We start from the raw sequence: 20200 nt of genomic DNA, 5'->3' as shown, positions 1-20200 counted from the left end.
CCCTCCTAACGTTTTTTGCGAATAAAATTAATTACAAAAATATTCAGTTTCATAAACTTGACGAAGACTTATAAACAACTTCATTTCCAAAAATCTAACTAATACACGATGAGTTTATAAACCTCAAGTATTGACCAAAAGCCCCTATTCTAACTAAAGTTATTTTTAAGTACAATATACCTCTGATCTGCTAAGTAACAACTTTAAATCTAATTTATTTTATATTAAGCTAAAATAATTTTAAGGCATATTCATTAACTCCCTCTTACAATTTTACTTCCATTTATATCAATGTATGCGTTTTAAATGTCAAAAGAAAAATCTATATTTTTCGTTCCATCGTAATATTTCCCTTTTAGTGAAGTGAAACATAAAATCGAGTATTCTGGGTCATCTATCCCCATTGGATAATACTCTTCAAAACTACTTCTCCATAGCTTAGCCTTTAATTCTCTATCCTTTATAATCTCCATATTCCCTATGAGCATTAATCCTACATATTTTTCACTCTCTAAGAAATACAAGCACGCCTTAGGATTATCTTTATATTGCTGTATCCTTTTGGATGATGTATTTGTGTTAAACCAAAATTTCTTTATTCCTTGTGACTCGAGTTTAAGTACCGCTTTTATATTTGGAAATTTCCCTTCGTCTACACTTCCTAGCATTGTAACTGTAGAGCGGTTAGCCATTTCTAAACTTTCCGAAAATACATAATTTAAATCCATATTTATCACCCTAAATTAACAAATTTTATCGTTTTTGTTTAATAATACACTTAAAATTAGATTCTTACCCGAAAGATTAAAATAATTAAAATACACCCAATTAAAATAAGATTTTAATTAGTCTCAAAATTACATTTTACATTTTATAACTTTTTTTGAGGATTGTAAACATCTTATATTAAGATAAATATAAAAAAAATAATCGAAAAAACAAAATATTAAGAATAAAAATAAAAAACTTGATATGATAACCTCTATGAAAAGGTTTCATAGAAAAGAATTGATATAACAAACATTCATCTATTATATCTGTATATAATAATAACTTTAATAAAATAACAATTGGTATTTATAAGTCCTTTGACTTTCTTCAAAATTTCTTCCCCGAATAAACTCAATTAAAAACCTTTTAATTATATATGGAATTTTATTATCATTGAAATAAAAAATAAAAATATGCATAATTGCATAAACTCTAGAACTTCATCAGGAATTTTGTAGAGCAGTCATATAGGTAATCAAATTATTAGATTGGAAAATGACCGATACATTTTGATTACTATATTGATTCAAACCAATTTGCAAATATCCTTACCTTTATACAGTACGCAACCATGTTTAGATGTATCTAGCCCACAACTTAAACTAAGTGTTGTGATTTTAACAGATCCAGATTCCCCTAAAATTATATAGAAATTTCTTGTTTGAAAATGAAAATTTCATATTATCCAGTATTCTTAATTTTTTCCGCTACTTTCATAAGAATAATTTAAGTTTTTAAATTATAAAATTGTCACCATGTCCAGTCTCTTTATTCATCTTTTAAAAGGATTCTCCTTGGATTTGTGCTGGAATTAATAGTCACCAGTATAGCAATCATCATTCCGATTAACACCATTTTTTATACTTATATCAACCTTATCACTAGGTTCTTCTTGGTAATTTTGAGTTTTACCATTCACGTCAACCATAACTGCATTGTTTTGGGATCCTTGTTTTTCTTCACTGGCTTGGCAATTTCTCTAGAAAGTAAATTATCTCCTATAAACTAAGAGACTCTAGAGCCTGTAGCGGTTAATAATTCCAATGCTAATACTGCAATGCAAACCACCTCTACTACTAAGTCTGCTATGAGTTTCCATTTCTTTTTTCCCATTGATAAAAAGATGCCCATGTCCTTAAGATCCCCTTAATCGATAACATAATGATTAATCCTAGGGTAATAGCGCTCGTAATCAATACAATATAGATAATTATTTGAGACGTAGAAGCAATATTTTTAATTGGACCATTCATTTGTTTATATGACTCGCCCTGTGCATCTAGCTTAAATACTTCGAAATCTAGACCTGATTTATTTTCTTCTTTAAATGCATCCATGAATAATGGGTCTTTTAAAGAATATACAGCTTGAAGTGAATTAACATCGGAATTCCCATTAATTCTGAAAAAGTAATTATAACTTTTAACATACTTTTATTTTGCTAACTTATCGACTATTTGGTCAGAAACGTCAATAATCATAACATTCAAATAATTTTTTGTCCGATTAAATGTGCAGGTCTGTTTTCATGATGTAATTCATGCGCATATAGTAAGTGAAATATAAAAAAACACCTAAAGGTGTCTGTATTTTTAAGCATTACGTATTTAGATTATTAGTTTTAGTTAGTTTTTCACCATTTGTATTATTGGTTAGGGGAACTTTTTTATTAATTATGGTTTTGTGGAAAGGAAAAGTGGTAAATACTGCTCAATCATGGATCTTTGGGGTCCAGCCAACTGAATTTCTTAAATTAGGAACAATACTTGTAACAGCGCGTTTTTTTGCGTTACGACAAGAATAAGCTAAAACTAGCTGGAATGGTAGCGGAAAACTTTTATTTTTTTAGCTACCATTTTTTTCTATCTTTAAACAACCCAATTTAGGATCAGCACTCTTAATATTAGGTATAGATTTATATTTATTGAAACTGAATTATCATCTTCGGGTGAACAGTTAGCTAAGTATTATTTATGAGCATTTGAATTCCCCACGTTGACTATTAGACTTATTAAAGAAAAGAGTCCAATAGTATAGCAATATAAGTAGAAAAGGATTAAACTTTTTATAAAATGATTTAATATAAATCCCCCCAATATATTATCTATGTTGGGGAATTTATATTATTTACATTCATTCTTCGTTATATAGGGACTCACCACATCACTATCAACTAGGGATACATTAAGGAAAACTTCAGAAGAAAAGTAAGCCCACTCCTTATCTATTTGTGTATAAGGAGTAGACTTCCTTTGATTACTGATAATAATAAGGTAGGTTAATTTTACATGTATATGAGATTTATCATTATCATTAATTTTTATTGATGGTATTTATATATATATTTACTCATAAGAATAGAACTAGCTTAGTATTTAGTGGGGGGATTAAGAATGAATAGGGATGAAACCTCATTACATCCTGATACGGGTGTTACGTCTGTTACGTCTGTAATGTTTGTTGACCACATGTTTCCTACCATGAACCATCGACAGTAAATTTATCTGTTGAAAGGATATGCCCACATATGGGAACCCTATTTTTTAAAACTAATTTTTTTGTTTGCATATTATTTAATAATAAGTGCTACGATTCCTAAAATAACAAGCAGAAGCCCACCTAAAAATTGTCCTAATCCAGAAGCCTCTCCAAGAATCAACAAATTGAAAAGGTTCTTTCTTGTTTGGGTTTTTCCTACGAATGCATCATCTTTTTTCATTCTATAAACTCCCCATAAGATTAATACCATTCCAAATACGATACCGAATAATTTTAAGGCCATTATATTTACCTCCATTTATTATACAAATAATAATTTTTTCATAATTATATTTATTATTTGTATTTTGCTATATTGTTTGAATGTTCCTTGGAAATTTATTTGTATGCTACTATTAGTCATCTTCTTCAAATATAAAAACTTCTTCAATTGATAGGTTGAAAACAGCAGATATTCTATATGCTAGTAAAACGGATGGATTATACTTTTGCTTTTCTAACGAAATAATCGTTCTTGAAGATACAAATACTTTATCAGCTAATTCTTGTTGTGTTATTCCATGTTTTAAACGTAGCTCTTTTACTATATTTTTCATAGAAATCTCCTAATTAAAAATAACAACTATAATATTTTTTAGCTAACATTTTAGTAATTAGGCAACATATTATAATGAGAAATAGCCCAGCATTTATTGGAATTATAATCCATTTCGAAAGAAACATCATGAGAATTATCATGATCATTAGAATACTCATGGTAAATTGTGAAGCTTTTCCTTCTATTAAATCATCCCTCTCATCATATTCTTTTGATAGCTCTCTTTCTAATTGTTTGCGATTAGTATTAGACTTAGATTGAGAAATTAAAGCGAAAATTAACAAGATTACTCCTGTAAGTATCTTTAAATTACCTAAATAAAATCCCTCAGCAAAATTCGCTTCAGTGTGATCAAAAATTATTTCAATAAAACCTATTGCAATAATTGCAAACGAACATAAATAAAGCTCTTTATATCTATTTTTCAAACAAATCACTCCTAATATAACCTAATATGAAGTTTACTTCACGTGAAGTAAACTTCATATTATACTACCTTTTAGAGGATGTCTAGCATTAATTTGTTCTAATGCACAAACTTCAAAACATATACAGGTACTTCAGCTAACCAACTTTATAAAGGAATGCAGTACACATCAGCATACAAGCATTCCCTTGTTATTTTTAATGTTATTGCTTTACATTTTATGTCCCCACTGGTCAAAGTGATAATCTTTACCGCCGATTTTAAACCAACCGTCTGAATAAAGTGAACCATCTTCTCTAGCACAATACCAAAGGTATCCGTATGCAAGAGGCCAAGGTCTATATCCACCACCAACTTGGAACCATCCTGTTTTAGCTGCGCCATTTTCATCGAAGTAATAATATTTATTATCGATAGTTTGCCAGCCCGTTTGTGCTACGCCGTTATTGTCAAAGTGGTATAGCTTACCATCTATTTTTTCGAACCCTGCTTTGTTAACTGAGCCGTCTTCATGGAAATAATATCTTTTTCCATCGATGTTTTTATAATTATTGAACGTATCATTGAGACCATTTGTGAAATAGTATCTTTTTCCGTCTATCATTTTCCAACCAGTATAGGAAACGCCATCTTCTAAACTATAATATGCTATTGTATTCGCATTTTTGTTGATTCCTGTTTTCAAAATCGAACCATCTTGATTAAATGCTAATATTTTGTTGTCAAGCTTAACATTAACAGCGTTGTTTATAGCTTCCCCATTTAGATTAGAAACTCTCTCCAGCACACCTTTGTCGGAAAAGTGAAGGATGACATCTTGATCTTCTAAACGTAGTTCTTTTTTATTTGGCACGAAGTTTTGGAAATAATAAATTTTCCCATCTATATCTTTCAAGCCTTCTTTAACAAACGCTCCAGAGGCATCAGAATAGTATAGGTCTCTCCATGCTGATCGTTGCAGAACACCGGAGTCATTGAAGTTATAGTACTTCCCATCAATTAGTGAGTCACTTCCTCCTCCAGTAACCATGTAGCCATAAGGGGATGAGAAATAATAAGTCTTCTCCTTAATTTCTTGCCAGCCTGTCAAAATGACTCCTTCAGCATCTGCAAAGGAATAACCAGTACCTCGATTTATCCAACTGTTCTTTATCACGTTTCCAGAGGAATCTTTTGCACTATATTTAGTAGGGTCCTTTTCATTAGATATAATCTCTATTTTGTCATAATTTTGTTTCTCATTTTCTTTACCCGGATACCACTCTATTAACCAATTGTTAATTTCATTGTTGCTTTTATCAGAGAAACGAATTTCAGATTTGAAACTCCAATCAGTACCAAATTGAGAAGTATATTGATTACCTGCCAGACTTACCCCATTTTTGTTATTCAAACGGAATTGAAATTTACCATCGTTAGAATTTCCTATCTGAACAAGTTCAAACACTTCATCATCGCCAAGCGAATCGGAATATTGAAGTCCGTTTCCTTCTTTTCCTGAAAGATATTTTGAACCTGTCTTTACGATTACTTTATTCGTTCCTTTTTTATAAGGGATAATTTGATAACCTTTACCGTCATTTAGTGTAATGAATGGCAGTGCCATAGATGTCTCTAGGACGTTAGTACGCTCCGCCAATACATCAGATAATCGATCATAAAAATCTGCACGAGCTTTAGGGTCAATATTAACATAGTTGTCAAGGACATCTTTAGATACTGGCTTTGAAGTTAATGTTATCAATCGTTTTTGTTCATCTGATAATTTATTTGCTATCTGATCAAATAGGTAATCTGAATTTCTAGCAATCACCGTCCAATCGCCAAAGGAGTCACCGGAATATTTTTTGTAAAGTGGACCAAGAAATCTTGGGTTTTTACCAGATGCTTTTTCTACAAATGCATGTTGGCCTTGATTTATCACAACTCCGGTCTTTCCTTCGTCTAATTGTGCTTGTGTAATGTAAAGAAGATCGTGTTCTGAAACATTTGCTGCATTAGGGTTTAAATCTATAATTGCACCTGCTTCAGTAATTTTAAGCTGCTGTCCAGATTTTAGTTGATGAATTTCAATTTTTCCATTTGGATAGCGTACTTTAACTTGTTTAAGAAAATTCAAATCACCTTGTGTATGATACATAGAAATATTAAATTCCCCAGATTTAAAACTAGGAGCTTGGTAAGTTTCGTTTTCTGCATATACATCAATGTGAGTACCTGGGTCTCGATCCCCTGGGCTTATTCCAAGTGCTTCATAAGTGTTTGCTACAGCACCTAATACAGTAATACCTATATCTACTACTGCACCTATCCCTGCGCTAGCCTTATTTTCTCCAATAGGAGCTACAGAAAAAAGAATACCTAATGCCGCTGTCGCAGGGATTACCTTTCTTCCAATACCAGTTGTTTTAAATTTTTTTTTCATTTTGTTCTCCTCACTTTGTGAAACTTTTCACTTTAAAATTGATATTTAGAAGTCCATCTTACATTCAATATCTTTCAAAAGTCTTTCATAAATGTTACAAAAGTCTTTCGTTGAGTTTGATTTGTAATAAGGAAGATATTAAATATTAATGTAAGGAGATTAAAATACATGTTAAGAAAATATGTGTCAACAAGTGTTAAAATGGTTATAGCTTGTTGAAAATAGAAGACATGTACATATTGTTTGAATATAGGAGAAGCAAAATATAATGTTGCTTGAGCTGTATTTTTAATCAATTAGAAGAAATCCTTGAATGTTCTTATGAGGACCAATTGCATAGAGTAAGTGATTTGCAACCTCTTATTTCAGTTTTCGTATTATAGAATACAGGGAACTGGTACAAAAAACACGAGAAACAGCCCTAATAATTGCGAATGATATGCAAGCATTAAATAAAAGGAATTGAAACGATTCATGCTCTATATACACAAAGGCGAAGTCTTCAAATAAACTCCGCCTTTTTGATGTATCATGAATTACAGCAATTACTGGTAGATGCATAATATTCCATTATCCATGTACCGCTTTGTTTATCTTCCTGAGAAACTTTGCAAAAGAACCTATATGATTATACTAAATACACTTCATGGTGATAGGGTGTACTTAATAAGATGAGTAAGAGCTTTCATTTTCGAAAGTAGATATAGGAAGATTTATATGAACTGTCGTTTCTTTACCTACTTCACTTTCAATAAGTATCTTTCCTTGGTGTTTTTCAATAATTTTATAACAGATCATTAATCCTAAACCGACACCATCTTCTTTGATACTATAAAATGGTTCCCCTAGATAAGATAAACGTTCTTTTTCAATTCCACACCCGTAATCAGTGAATCGAATGTTTGCCTGGTTTTTATCGGGTATATATTCGATTTGAATCAAAACTTCTCCTCCCATTGGTGATGCTTCAATCGCATTTTTTAAAATATTTATAAACGCTTGCTTTAATTGATTTCCTTCACAAAGGACGAATGAAGTATCAGATGTAAACTCAGTTGTAATTTGTATGTTGTTCATCATCGCTTGAGGCTGAAGTATCATTACAATTTGCTTCATTAATAGATTCAGGTCATTTGTTTTAATTTCTAATGCTTGGGGCTTTGCTAACACCATAAATTCATTCGTAATACTATCTATTCGCTCTATCTCTGATAAAATGATATCAATATAATACTCAGTGCTCTTATTTTCTGTTGATTTTAGTAATTGCATGAATCCTTTCATTGCTGTTAAAGGATTTCTAATTTCATGAGCGATTGCAGTTGATAATTGACCTACTACAGCAAGTTTCTCTGATTTTCGTAATAATTCTTCTGTCTTTAATCGTTCAGTGATATCTCGAGAGATACTTAAGAAAACTTTTTTGCCATTCAGGCTGAAAATACGGATGCTAAATTCTATTGTTTTTGTTTCTCCTGTTGGAAAAGTATATTCATCTTGCAAAGTAAAAAAAGACTGTCCTTCTTTAATTTTTGCTAATATTTTTTTGATCATTGGAGAATCTTGAGAAACAATATTGAGAAATGGTATGGCGAGGAGCTCTTCTCTACTATATCCAAATCTTTTACAGCCAACAGGATTTACTTCAATGAATTGAGTTGGAACTTGATCCTCATTTAGCTCCACTACATATACTGCATCAGTTGCCTGTTCGATGAGTGCACGGTATTTCATCTCACTGTCTTTTAATTGTTGATGTAATTTCTGCAGTTCTCTTTCTGCTCGCTTTCTTTCAGAAATATCTCTACAAATTGCCGATAAAGCAATTACACGTCCCCTTAAATCTAAAATGGGTGAAACTGTCAAGCTAACATCAATTAAAGTTTTATCTTTTCTTTGTCTAACTGTTTCTAACCTATTAATAAAAGGTTCTTTTAAATTGGTATTTTTAATGTTTTTTATACTTTCTAAAGTTTGATTCATTAAAAAACCAGGTACGCAAGGTAATTTTTTCCCAAAAGATTCTTTTTCTGACCAACCAAATATTTTCTCATACGCTCTATTCGCTTGTATCATATGTCCGTCTAAATCAAATATAGTGATAGCATCTACGTTATGATTAATAAATGATTCCAGTCGTTCTTTCGTTACCTTTAGCTCATTTTCCGCATTTTTTCTCTTCGTTATATCAACAGTAGAACCAACCACCTCAATCACTTTTCCCTCTCTTTTAACAGGCCTAAGAGAGACAAGTACAATAGTCTCTTCATTTGGCCATGGTATTTCAAAAGTGACTTCTTCACCACTCCATGCCTGTTGATAGTATTTTAGCAGTCGAGGAACTAAATGAAATGGAATAATGGAAGAATCTATACTAGGTAAACTTTTACCCACCACTTGTTCAGAGTAAAAACCATGTTGATAAAATAATTGTCCATCACACATAGTATGAATAAAATACCCATTTACCTTTTTAAATTTAAAAATACCTCCTTGCAGTTCATGTACGGTATCCTTTAATTCTCGCTTTGATTCTAATAACGTTTCATTCGCTTTAGCTAAATTTTCTGTTAAGCTATATAATTTTTGATAGGATTCCATAAGAAAAATACCAATCAGGAGTCCGCAAGATATAAATAATGTACCTTGGATGTAAAGAAGTATAAGCGGTATAGAAGGAAAAAAGAATCCAAATACCCAATGAATTATAGCTAGATAAACAGCTAGATAAAGAAAAGCGCTTTTAAAGGGATGAATATTTTTTAGATATGTTTTAAATATAGTATATATAGCAGCTATTCCTATAGCAGCTATCAAAGCTGGACCCCAATCACCACCAAGGTAGAAAATACGTATAAATAAAATAAACATTAACGTAATCCAGCCGGCTGTACGACCAAAATAAATAAATGAAATGATAAGAGGAACGACTCGCAGGTCATAAAACAATCCCATGTGCTCAAAATTAAAGAACATCAAAATAGCAGCTATGATACCTGCATATATACCTCCAAATAACGGGATTGATTTAGAATTCATTTTTATTACAAACACTTGGATAAAAATGAATAAACTTACTAGAAAAGCAAAAATAGATAGATTAGTGAAAAATCCTGCAAACATTATACACTCCCCCCTTCTATTGAACATATTCGACAAAAAGGAATGAATTCCTACAAATTACACCACCATTAGACTGATTATTCATAATGGTAAGATATATCGAAGGGAGGATAAGAGAAATAGGTGGAACCTAGATTTACGTTTAATGTAATTTAAAAAAGGAGGCGAGGGATTATTATTAATAAATACAGATATACCAGATAATACGCTCTCATAGGTTCTGTTGCAAAGTTTTCTAAATGAGACTACACTCTAGAAAAAAGAGTAAGGAGAATCACAAATGCGATATTTTAAAGGGAAACAGTTCAAGAAACATATTATTTTAGTAGCCGTCGGCTACTATTGTCGTTTTTCTTTAAGCTATCATGATGTCTCTGAAATTTTAAAAGAACGTGGTATTTCTGTTCATCCTACAACGATTATGCGCTGGATTCATGAGTACGGGACTTTGATCTATCAGATTTGGAAAAAGAAAAATAAGCATGCGCAACGATCTTGGAAATTGGATGAGACCTATATTAAAGTCAAAGGAGAATGGTGTTACCTTTATCGTGCGATTGATAAAGAGGGGTACACTTTGGATATTCAACTTCGTAAAAAGCGAAATCATCAGGCAGCATATGCCTTTATGAAAAGGATAGTAAAAGTGTTTGGAAAACCAACGGTTCTCACTACAGATAAAGCACCGGCGTTACTTTGCGCGTTCAATAAATTGAAAGAACAAGGCTTTTATAAGCATACAATACATTGTACACTCAAACATTTGAATAATCACATCGAACAGGATCATAGACATATAAAGCGACGGCTAGCTAAATCCGCAGGATTTCAAAGTCTTCGCCATGCTTCACGTACCTTGAAAGGAATCGAAACAATGCATGCTATATATAAACGAAAACGAAGTTTGCGACCAAACTTCGTTTTTTCAACGTACAATGAATTACAACGATTACTTGCTATTGTATAAAATTTAATTGTACATAACTTACCTTTTTGTCTGTTAAAAAACTTTGCAACAGAACCTTTTCTTTTATTAGAAGGTTAAACAATTTATATTTCTATCATTCCTCTATTATTTCATATTTATCTGAAATAATATTTTTATTCCGCCCTCTTTGTGATTTAATACCATTTTTTATATTACATTCAATATTTCATCTAGTCACCTCAAAAAAAGACCCTCAGATTCGTATGTATCAGATTTTAAGAAACAAACTAATACAAATACATGTAAAATATCTTAAAGTTCTAATTCAAGTTGTTGAGGCGCTTAAAAGAAATCTACTGTTTTAGCCGGTTTTGTTAAGCAATTTCTATATACTATATGCTAATCTCTCAATTTTTTATCTTGGATCTCTTCTAAGCCCTTTTTGTATCCCTTTTCTTTTGCTACATGATTCATTATAAATAATGTCTCCTACATTCCAAGAACCTGAAACAACTAAACTATCTTTTCTATATAACGTATATTTTGTTATTTTACACGTATTCAGTAGCAATCCGGTGCCATTTGTATAATTCGTTCTTCTGGTGGGCCTACTTTTATAATCTATTCTCCTTGTACAATCTTAGCACCTTCATATAATTTATCCGTATAATTTTTAAGGTCTTGCCAATTATCCTTCGCTGTATCCAGATCTGCTCTTATAATCTCATCAAACAGGTCTAGATTAATATCGTTAACACTGTCAATTAATGATTTATATTTTTTCCCCACTGTCCCCCACTGAGTCTTTATATCCTCAAGAGCAGTAACAGCTGTACCAACTGTTGCAGCCATATGTTCCGTTTTATTTTTGGCATCAGTCAAAATAACTACTTCTGCCTCTGCTCCAGAAATTCTGGACTTTAATTGTTCTATTTCTTGTTGTGCAGATGCGATATTCTTGTCAGTAGTAACAATCAATGGTATACCAATCGGAGGCATAAATACAGATAAAGCTATATAGCCACCACGTTTATCATAGTTTTCTTTAATTGTATTATTATAATTCTCAATTCTTTGTTGTAGAAGCGGAATACCAGCGTTCGTACTTTCTAGAATATTCTCCAATTGATTGAAATCTTCTTTGAAATTTCTTGTATTTTCTGCTATTTCACCTTGAAAATTTTTCAATTTTTCTAACAGTACATCTAATTTTTGACTATTGTACAAAATACTATTGTACAAATTTTCCAGTTCATATTTTAATTTCTCTGTATCTTTTTGCTCTATAGCAGTTAGTAAAAGCTTATAACTTGCTTGAAACGTATCATTATAACTTACAATATTCTGATGCGTGTACATAATACGAGTTTTAAAATACATGAACCAAAAGTCGGCATTCTCTATTGCATCCCGTTGATGCTTAATCATGTTTGCTTGTAAATCACCGTTTATAGAACTTATTTTACTTAAATCTGTCATCTGTTGATTACTGATTGTATTGGCATATGAATCCATTGTAAGGATATTTGCTACCATTTTTCCCATTACTTCTTTAAATTCACCAGGACCAAGGGAATAGTTCTTCAAACTTTCTTGCTGTTGGGACACAGTTTGTTCTGCTGCCAAAGTATGAAGTGGAATTACATTACTCGCTGCCATTCCCGTAATGATTGTTGACAAAATAATTTTCTTATATAAATTCTTATTCATCTTTTTCACCTACTTTTTCACATGTATCACATATTTTATTAAATTCATAAGCTTCTATTCTTTACTTCAAATGAATTACGATTATTTCAAATAAAACAACATATTAAAATAGAGATTCTCGTACTTTCTTATTCTATAATCTTTATTAAGTTTCATAACTATATAGGAAGTCTCCTGCTCATACTTGAACAGGAGACTCACATTATATGTTCTTCAAAAAGGAAACTCAGTATATTATATTTTCATTACTTCGGCAATTTCTTGAAGTAATATTATTTTTTATCTTCTACGAATGAAATCTCACTACTTTGAATTTTTTCAGCATACTTTCTAATATCCGCCCAATGCTCCTTCGCTGTATCCAGATCTGCTGTTATATCCATAGCAAGGAATTCTGAGTCAACAGCTTTAGCACTCTTAATTAATGAGTCATATTTTGTTCCCATTCCATCCCACGCAGTCTTTATATTTTCAAGAGAAACAATAGCTTTATCAATTGTATCTGTTAAATTTTTAATATCACTTTGCACTATCGTTAATCTAGCTGACTGTAGTTTCGCCATTGAAATATCTTGTGTTAGCTTTATAATTTCTTCTTGTGCCTTGATTATCTGTTGCTGCGATGAAACTACTCCGTATATCCCGCCTCCTAATATAGGTGCACCAAAGGGCGCAAAAGGTGAAAGAACTAAATATGCACCAGCAGCAGTTGCAACCGACGATGCAATATAAATTTTGTTATTCTCATCGATTAATGCTTTATTTGTTTCGATTTGTTTCTGAAACAGTGGAATTCCAGCTTCTTGACCAGTTAAAACATTTACGATTTCTTCAGCATTCCCTTTTAAATTTTGTGTATCCTTTTCTAATTTGCCGCGAAAGTTTTTTAAATCCTCCACTAATTTGGTCACTTGATCTTTATTCTGTGAAATTTCAGCATTCAACTTTGTAAGCAAAGCTGTTAGTTTGACTGGATCATTTTTATATTGTAATAAATAACGAGAATAATTTTGGAATTTTGTATCATAACTGATAATATTTTGATTCGTCGTAACTATCCCTGATTTCAAATTATTTAACCAGTATGTTGCATTTTCTCTAGTAAGATTTTGGTTGGCTTTAATGGCTGTTTTTAAATTATCGCCAACTGAAGGTAAACCATCCAAATTAATATCTGCTTGTTTAAGAATAGTTAAAGCATACAGGTCCATTACCAACATATTGGATTTAGTGTCCTTCATCGCATTATCAAGCCCTGTTGGTCCAAGGTAATAACTAGGGTATTTAAAGTCTTGATTTGCATAAATAGGTGCAGGTGCAGGTGCCTCTGCCGAGGCATATGATGGCATAATGCCACCCGCTACGATTGTTGCTATTAATGTAGATAAAGCCATTACTTTATAAGGTTTTTTCATCACATTTTTCTCCCCTTACATTATATTACTAAGAATTATTGTTCTGAATTCTACAAATCTCATCCTGTTACTTTTATTTTTGTAACACTCTCTTGATATTCCGTTGTTTGTTTTTTCAATTCATCCGTAAACTGTTTAAGCTCTTTTAATCGTGCTTGTAATGAATTTGAATCTATTTTTGCATCAGTATTAAGACTTGTCCCCGTTTCAATCATTATGATATTAAAGGTGTCCCAACTACTTACTAGATTGTCAAAACTCTGAGTTTGCTTTTTAACTGTTCTTGTAAAATTATTTAATTGCTGCTCAATAAGTGTCATTTGAGTTGCTTGCACTTCAATATTCGATAAATTTTGTACCAATTGAATTAGTTTCTGTTGCTTTTGAGCAATAGCTTTATTCAGTTCTGTTACTTTATCATTTGTGAGTTGTCCATATTGGTTATAAACCGCTTCCAAATTAGACACGTCTACAGTTTTATCCTTAACTCCGTCTTTCAAAATATTAATAACCGACTTTGTAATATTTAAAGAACCGTCTAGATTTTCTTTTGGTAGAGCTAGAAGTTTTTCAAAATCTTCTTGAATGCCTGCATTAAGTTGTCCCATTTCCGTTCTTAATTTTTCAATGTCTCCGTCGGAACCCTTATAAGATTCAAACGCTTTGCTAACTTTACTAGAAAATTTATTACTATCTTCAACCAATTCGTTTTTAGAATCGTTTAAGTCTTCTGAAGTTATTTTCATATTATACTGAATTTTTTGCACGTCACCTTGAAGTAAGTTAAAAATACGTACAAATAATGCTCTTGCTTCCGAATCTTCATTCATCTTTCCAGATAGTTCAACTAATTTATTGTAGTAATTTGTAAATCTTATTCCGAAACTCTGTATCTCTTGATTTACAACGGATAATTTGTGGTTATTTACATCCAGGCAGTCTCGAACATGGTTTCTTACAGTGCCTTGATCAGTTGTTATTCCATATATAGTACTTACATCAAGATCTGGTTGCTGTAATATGATTAGCCCATATCCTTGAATTAATGGCGTCTGTGATCCTAAGTTCGTAATCGAATTTGATAACCTATCCATAGCAGGTCCAAGTATACTACTTGGCTGTAAATAAGTTGTATTACTTTCTGCAAAAGTATTTACAGGTGAGAAGCAACTTGTAGATACTGCTGTAACTAATAACCCTGCGACTAACGCTTTTTTCATGGTGATCCCTCCCATTTATTGGTGTCTTTTGATAAAATAATTGGACTAAATTTTAATTAATTTGAAACCTAACATTGTAACTATTAATCTGTATAGATTATTTTAAAGATGAGTTTTTAGGAATATAAATATAGATTGTAAACATTTGTACATAATGCCCTACTATAAACTTATTTCCTAAGTCATTACATAAAAGGCATATACGAAGATAATCTTGATTTTATATGTCTTAAAATGTAACTAACATCTTGTGCCCTTATTAAAACATCAAATTTTCATTGCGTATATAGTAAAATTTTGTTGATTTTTGTATAATTTTGTCCTTTTTTGTTTTTTTATCTTAATTATTTAATATGTGTACAAATTAAAATACTATACTTCTAAAATTGCTACGCAACTACACTTCCATAATTAAAATAATTATAATTTAATAATACTGATAAAAAGGTACTTAATTTAATTTAACTAGGTGAATTTTCATTTTTAAAAATTATTTTAGTATAATCTTCCAATACTATTCACTTATTTCTTCCTCTATATGGATATGTAAAATTGCATATCTATATAGAGGAAAGTTAACTATTATGTACTACCGCTACATCAATATTAAGTTTCCATAACTTGTTGAAAACGTTAGAGTAACGGAACTTATCCATTACTTCTATAACAATTATGCGTTGGATTCATCAGTCTTGGACAAAAGAATCCGACATGATCTAAAACAACTAAATGCCCCCTATAGAGTCGATGAAACATATATCAAATTAAAAAACCAATGGATGTACCTGTATTTTGTTGCTGATTCAGAAGAAAATACAATTGATTTTTATCTTAGTAAATCAAGATATAAACAAACACTTTTTCGTACATTTCTAAATCTCACGTGATAACAGTCGATAAGAATCTAGCTTATCCTATAGCAATTGAACAGTTGAAAAAAGAAAAAAGCATACCTGTCAGTATGCAACTTAGATAACAAAAATAAATAAGACTATCGTTTTATTAAGTAACGCGTACGCCTTATAACGGGACTCAAATCACTTAAAGTGAGTTGCTTCTGCTCCCTCTGGTGATATTCCAAGTCCTTCATAACTTGAGTTTCCTTTTAATTTAAATATCTTCCAAAACACTTTCGTAAATGTTACAAAATCCATTCAATACATTTTAATAAGAAACTTTTCATATATTAACGTAAAAGATTTATTTAGCAGTTGTTTTAATGTCGGATTTATCAGAATTTTGTATTTTTTTGTTGTTTTATCTTGTTATTGATGTTAAACTTATACTTACAAAGAAAGAGATTAAATAGGAAACTTCGCTTTATAAATTTTCTGATTTTTCAGTCTTTGAATGTTTTACTCCACTCCGTTAGATTGGCATGTTTGTGTATTCCTTCTCTACTCTTTCTTTGTTGTACCCTTCATAAGAAAACAATTTGTTCCTATCCAAGTTGTTTTCTTTTTTTTATAGTTCGTTTATTATTTTTATTAATATAGAAAATATTTCGGACTAATCACCACTTAACATTCTAGTTCGCTGTTTGAAGTGGGAGATTGTTAGGTACTGAAACTTATTGGTTTCTAGTTCATTAGGCTATTCCCGTAGTTCCTACGGCCAGGAGACGACTGTCCCCCATCTTTTAATCAATTACTATTTCTTATCACCTATTTAAATAGATACAAAACTTATACACTTTATTTACTAACATGGGTTGTACATTACTCTCTTGTATGATGCCCTCATTATATATCCCTACCAGCATTCATTTCCTATCTATAATTAATGTTTCTTACATTTAATATTTTAGTGAAGGATCTATTGTTGGAAAAAGATAAAAAAGAACTGAATTTTTTTCAATACTCATTTCCCTTTTCCAAATAACGAGTCTAATCACCGCATAATTCATAGAATTTCCTTTCTATTTTTCAATATATTTACTAAGGGGGAATATGGCATGCTTTTTACAGGGTTCATCATTAATCTATCTATTTTTGCATTCTTAGTTAGTACATCTATTTTTATTCAAGTATTTATAAGTAAAGTAGATTCTAAATCATTTCGTTTATTTTGTGGCATTTACGCAGGTATCATAGCTGCCATTTTAATGATTTTTAATTTTAAGCACATGGGATTGTTTTACGACCTGCGAGTCGTTCCACTAATTATTTCGTTTATTTATTTTGGTCGTACAGCTGGCTGGATTACATTAATGTTTATTTTATTTATGCGTATTTTCTACCTTGGTGGTGATTGGGGACCAGCTTTAATAGCATCTTTAGGAATAGCTATTATATATACTATATTCAAAACATATCTAAAAAATATCCATCCTTTTAAAAGCGTTTTTCTTTATCTAGCTGCTTATCTAGTTATAATTCATGTTGTATTTGGATTCTTTTTTCCTTCTATACCACTTATACTTCTTAACATCCAAGGTACATTTTTTATATCATGCGGACTCTTAATTGGTATTTTTCTTATGGAGTCGTATCAAAAGTTATATGTTTTAACACAAAATTTAGCCAAAGCGAATGAAACATTACTAGAATCAAAGCGAGAATTAAAGGATACCGTACACCAATTGCAAGGAGGTATTTTTAAATTCAAAAAAGTAGGGGGGAATTTTGTCCATACTCTATGTGATGGACAATTATTTTATCAAAACGGGTTTCACTCTCAGCAAGTCGTAGGTAAATGTTTATCTAATATAGATGCTTCAATTATTCCATTTCATTTAATCCCTCGACTATTAAAGTATTACCAACAGGCATGGGATGGTGAAGAAGTAACTTTTGAACTACCATGGCCAAATGATGAGGCTACGATACTTTTCTCTCTTAGACCTGTTAAAAGAGGAGGAACAGTGGTTGAGGTAGTTGGTTCTACTGTTGATATAACGAAAAGAATAAATGCGGAAAATGAACTGAAGGTTACTAAAGAGCGACTAGAATCATTTATTAACCATAATGTAGATGCTATCACTATATTTGATTTAGATGGGCATATGTTACAAGCGAATAAAGCTTATGAGAGAATATTTGGTTGGTCAGAAAAAGAATCTGTAGGAAAAAAATTACCTTGCGTGCCTGAATTTTTAATAGATCAAACTTTAGAATATATAAACCACATTAAAAATACCAATATGAATGACCCAATTCTTACCCGTTTTGAAACTGTTAGACAAAGAAAAGATAAAACTCTAATTGATGTAAGCCTGACAATTTCGCCTATTTTAGATTTTAGAGGTAATGTAATTGCTTTATCAGGAATTTGTAGAGACATTTCTGAAAGGAAACAAGCAGAAAGAAAACTGCATCAATTACACCAGCAATTAAGTGACAGTGAAATGAAATACCGTGCACTCATCGAACAAGCAACTGATGCTGTATATGTAGTGGAACTGAATGATAATGAATTACCAACTCGCTTTATCGAAGTAAATCCTGTTGCGTGTAAAAGATTTGGATATAGTAGAGAAGAACTTCTTTCGATGTCATTCCCTAGTAACGTTCCACCAGATTCTCCAATGGTCCAAAGAATCATAGAAAAAATTAGAGAAGGGCAAACATCTTTTACATTACAAGATGAATTTGTTTTTCCTAGAGGGAAAAACCTGACAATTGAATTTTCTGTTCGTGTGTTTAACTTGAATGGCAAAAAAGTTTTCTTAAGCATCTCTCGAGACATCACTGAGCGGCTAAAAACAGAGGAATTATTACGAAAATCGGAGAAACTTGCTGTAGTAGGTCAATTATCCACTGCAATTGCTCATGAAATTAAAAATCCTTTAACAGCAATGAAAGGATTCATACAGTTATTGCAATCACTGGGAAATAAGGATATCGAGCATTACATAGCTATAGTGTTATCAGAGATTGAACGTATAGATAGTATTACTAACGAATTTATGACATTAGCAAAACCTGAGGCATTAGAAATTAAAACTAATGACCTGAATGTATTAATGAAGCAAGTTGTAATGTTACTTGAACCTCAAGCGACAATGAATTGCATACAAATTAAAACTCAGTTTACATCTGATACTTCATTCATACTTTGTGAATGTAATCAATTAAAGCAAGCTTTTATAAATATCTTAAAAAATGCAATTGAGGCAACTTCAATGGGAGGGGAAATCTTGATTCAAATCGAATGTGCACCTAATCAAAACCAAGTACACATTCGATTTACTGATTATGGGTGTGGAATTGAACAGGAACGTATACCTTACCTAGGAGAACCATTCTATAGTCTCAAAGAAAATGGTATCGGTTTAGGATTAATGATCTGTTATAAAATTATTGAGAAGCACCAAGGAAAGATATTTATTGAAAGTGAAGTAGGAAAAGGAACAACAGTCAATATAGATCTACCTATATCTACTCTCTGAGGGTGGATTAAATGAAAGTAAACACAAAAAACACAATTGATTATAAAAACTTAAGAAATCTAAAATTAAGACCCACACATTTTGATTAAACTTTTTTCAAAATGTGTGGGTCTCCTCTATTTATAAAATCTATATTTACAGCAATACTTTGATCAAGCTATAATTCAAACCAACATAACAAGTCTTTTTATCTCATTCGTTGACGAACAAATACGAATCCACCTAAAGCCAATAACAACATTCCAGCAATATATGAAATCATATCCATTGATGTTCCACCTGTTTTAGGAAGCCATACTGATGTCTTAGAATTTTCTTGAGTAGGTGGATTTTTTGAATCTATACTTGGATCTTTTGGATCCGTACTTGGATCTTTTGGATCTGTACTTGGATCTTTTGGATCTGTACTTGGATCTTTTGGATCTGTACTTGGATCTTTTGGATCTGTACTTGGATCTTTTGTATTCGTGATGTCATAACCATGTACCTCTGATTTATATCCATTCACTGGTTGTTCTTTCACTTCATACTTATATGCATTTCCTTCGGCATCATATGCAGCTAAATCTGTAAACACGTACTTCCATTCACTTGCTTTACTTACCTCTTGTGTTGCAATTACTTTGCCATTTTGTAGTAAGTCTACTTTGATTATTTCCGGACGATCTTTCGCATTTCCGTCTTTCCATGTCTT

General features: G+C 31.4%; 12 protein-coding genes and 5 pseudogenes. 5 read left to right on the top strand and 12 right to left on the bottom strand.

The annotated features are described in order from the left end of the window. Nucleotides 1-302: 302 nt before the first annotated feature. From JDS81_RS16020 to JDS81_RS30440, 3 genes and pseudogenes are all read right to left on the bottom strand, one after another. On the bottom strand, nucleotides 303-728 hold the full coding sequence (locus JDS81_RS16020) for a pyridoxamine 5'-phosphate oxidase family protein (protein ID WP_199688525.1): 426 nt from the start codon (nucleotides 726-728) through the stop codon (nucleotides 303-305). 492 nt (nucleotides 729-1220) lie between these two features. Next, nucleotides 1221-1510, bottom strand: a pseudogene (locus JDS81_RS30445) (ATP-binding cassette domain-containing protein); the annotation flags it as partial. 29 nt (nucleotides 1511-1539) lie between these two features. Beyond that, nucleotides 1540-2150 (bottom strand): annotated as a pseudogene (locus JDS81_RS30440) (ABC transporter permease family protein); the annotation flags it as partial. A 266-nt stretch (nucleotides 2151-2416) separates the two neighbouring features. On the opposite strand from JDS81_RS30440, the pseudogene JDS81_RS16010 reads away from it, so the two are divergent. Next, a pseudogene (locus tag JDS81_RS16010) lies at nucleotides 2417-2683 on the top strand (FtsW/RodA/SpoVE family cell cycle protein); the annotation flags it as partial. Nucleotides 2684-3340: 657 nt separating this feature from the next. Here JDS81_RS16010 and JDS81_RS16005 read toward each other — a convergent pair. From JDS81_RS16005 to JDS81_RS15990, 4 genes are all read right to left on the bottom strand, one after another. After that, on the bottom strand, nucleotides 3341-3553 hold the full coding sequence (locus JDS81_RS16005) for a hypothetical protein (RefSeq protein WP_070174282.1): 213 nt from the start codon (nucleotides 3551-3553) through the stop codon (nucleotides 3341-3343). Nucleotides 3554-3665: 112 nt separating this feature from the next. Next, nucleotides 3666-3866: a helix-turn-helix transcriptional regulator gene (locus tag JDS81_RS16000; RefSeq protein WP_000790480.1), complete on the bottom strand. Its 201-nt coding sequence runs from the start codon at nucleotides 3864-3866 to the stop codon at nucleotides 3666-3668. 13 nt (nucleotides 3867-3879) lie between these two features. Further along, nucleotides 3880-4296 (bottom strand): DUF2178 domain-containing protein, encoded by a 417-nt coding sequence (locus tag JDS81_RS15995; RefSeq protein WP_070174281.1) that lies wholly within the window; start codon nucleotides 4294-4296, stop codon nucleotides 3880-3882. Nucleotides 4297-4506: 210 nt separating this feature from the next. Continuing rightward, nucleotides 4507-6720, bottom strand: a complete 2214-nt coding sequence (locus JDS81_RS15990) for an N-acetylmuramoyl-L-alanine amidase family protein (protein WP_199688523.1) — start codon at nucleotides 6718-6720, stop codon at nucleotides 4507-4509. Nucleotides 6721-7172: 452 nt separating this feature from the next. Between JDS81_RS15990 and JDS81_RS30435 the strand changes: the two are divergent. Continuing rightward, nucleotides 7173-7283: pseudogene (locus tag JDS81_RS30435) on the top strand (IS6 family transposase); the annotation flags it as partial. Nucleotides 7284-7383: 100 nt separating this feature from the next. Here JDS81_RS30435 and JDS81_RS15985 read toward each other — a convergent pair. Next, nucleotides 7384-9846: a PAS domain S-box protein gene (locus tag JDS81_RS15985; protein ID WP_199688597.1), complete on the bottom strand. Its 2463-nt coding sequence runs from the start codon at nucleotides 9844-9846 to the stop codon at nucleotides 7384-7386. Between the two features lie 277 nt (nucleotides 9847-10123). Here JDS81_RS15985 and JDS81_RS15980 point away from each other — a divergent pair, with 277 nt between their 5' ends. After that, nucleotides 10124-10810, top strand: a complete 687-nt coding sequence (locus JDS81_RS15980; protein WP_098804798.1) for an IS6 family transposase — start codon at nucleotides 10124-10126, stop codon at nucleotides 10808-10810. A 582-nt stretch (nucleotides 10811-11392) separates the two neighbouring features. Here the strand turns inward: JDS81_RS15980 and nheC are convergent. The 3 genes from nheC to nheA all read right to left on the bottom strand — a co-directional run bounded on the left by nheC (nucleotide 11393) and on the right by nheA (nucleotide 15116). Then, the gene (gene nheC, locus JDS81_RS15975; RefSeq protein ID WP_001039030.1) at nucleotides 11393-12481 is read right to left on the bottom strand and encodes a non-hemolytic enterotoxin subunit C; all 1089 of its coding nucleotides are present in this window, start codon (nucleotides 12479-12481) and stop codon (nucleotides 11393-11395) included. Between the two features lie 272 nt (nucleotides 12482-12753). Continuing rightward, nucleotides 12754-13896 (bottom strand): non-hemolytic enterotoxin subunit B, encoded by a 1143-nt coding sequence (gene nheB / locus JDS81_RS15970; RefSeq protein ID WP_098145968.1) that lies wholly within the window; start codon nucleotides 13894-13896, stop codon nucleotides 12754-12756. A 59-nt stretch (nucleotides 13897-13955) separates the two neighbouring features. Continuing rightward, on the bottom strand, nucleotides 13956-15116 hold the full coding sequence (gene nheA, locus JDS81_RS15965) for a non-hemolytic enterotoxin subunit A (RefSeq protein WP_097955310.1): 1161 nt from the start codon (nucleotides 15114-15116) through the stop codon (nucleotides 13956-13958). 606 nt (nucleotides 15117-15722) lie between these two features. Between nheA and JDS81_RS30430 the strand changes: the two are divergent. Both JDS81_RS30430 and JDS81_RS15955 read left to right on the top strand, forming a co-directional pair. Then, nucleotides 15723-16089: pseudogene (locus tag JDS81_RS30430) on the top strand (DDE-type integrase/transposase/recombinase); the annotation flags it as partial. 981 nt (nucleotides 16090-17070) lie between these two features. Then, a complete protein-coding gene (locus JDS81_RS15955; RefSeq protein WP_199688522.1) occupies nucleotides 17071-19506 on the top strand; it encodes a PAS domain S-box protein in 2436 nt (811 codons plus the stop codon). A 187-nt stretch (nucleotides 19507-19693) separates the two neighbouring features. Here the strand turns inward: JDS81_RS15955 and JDS81_RS15950 are convergent. Further along, nucleotides 19694-20200: Cna B-type domain-containing protein (locus JDS81_RS15950; RefSeq protein WP_206772290.1), on the bottom strand; the 507-nt coding region annotated here is incomplete at its 5' end.

It is taken from the genome of Bacillus cereus group sp. N31 (genome assembly GCF_016483245.1).
GTDB classification, from domain to species: Bacteria; Bacillota; Bacilli; order Bacillales; family Bacillaceae_G; genus Bacillus_A; species Bacillus_A toyonensis.
Note: the sequence above shows the minus strand (reverse complement) of the source record. Positions and strands in the feature narration are given on the sequence as shown.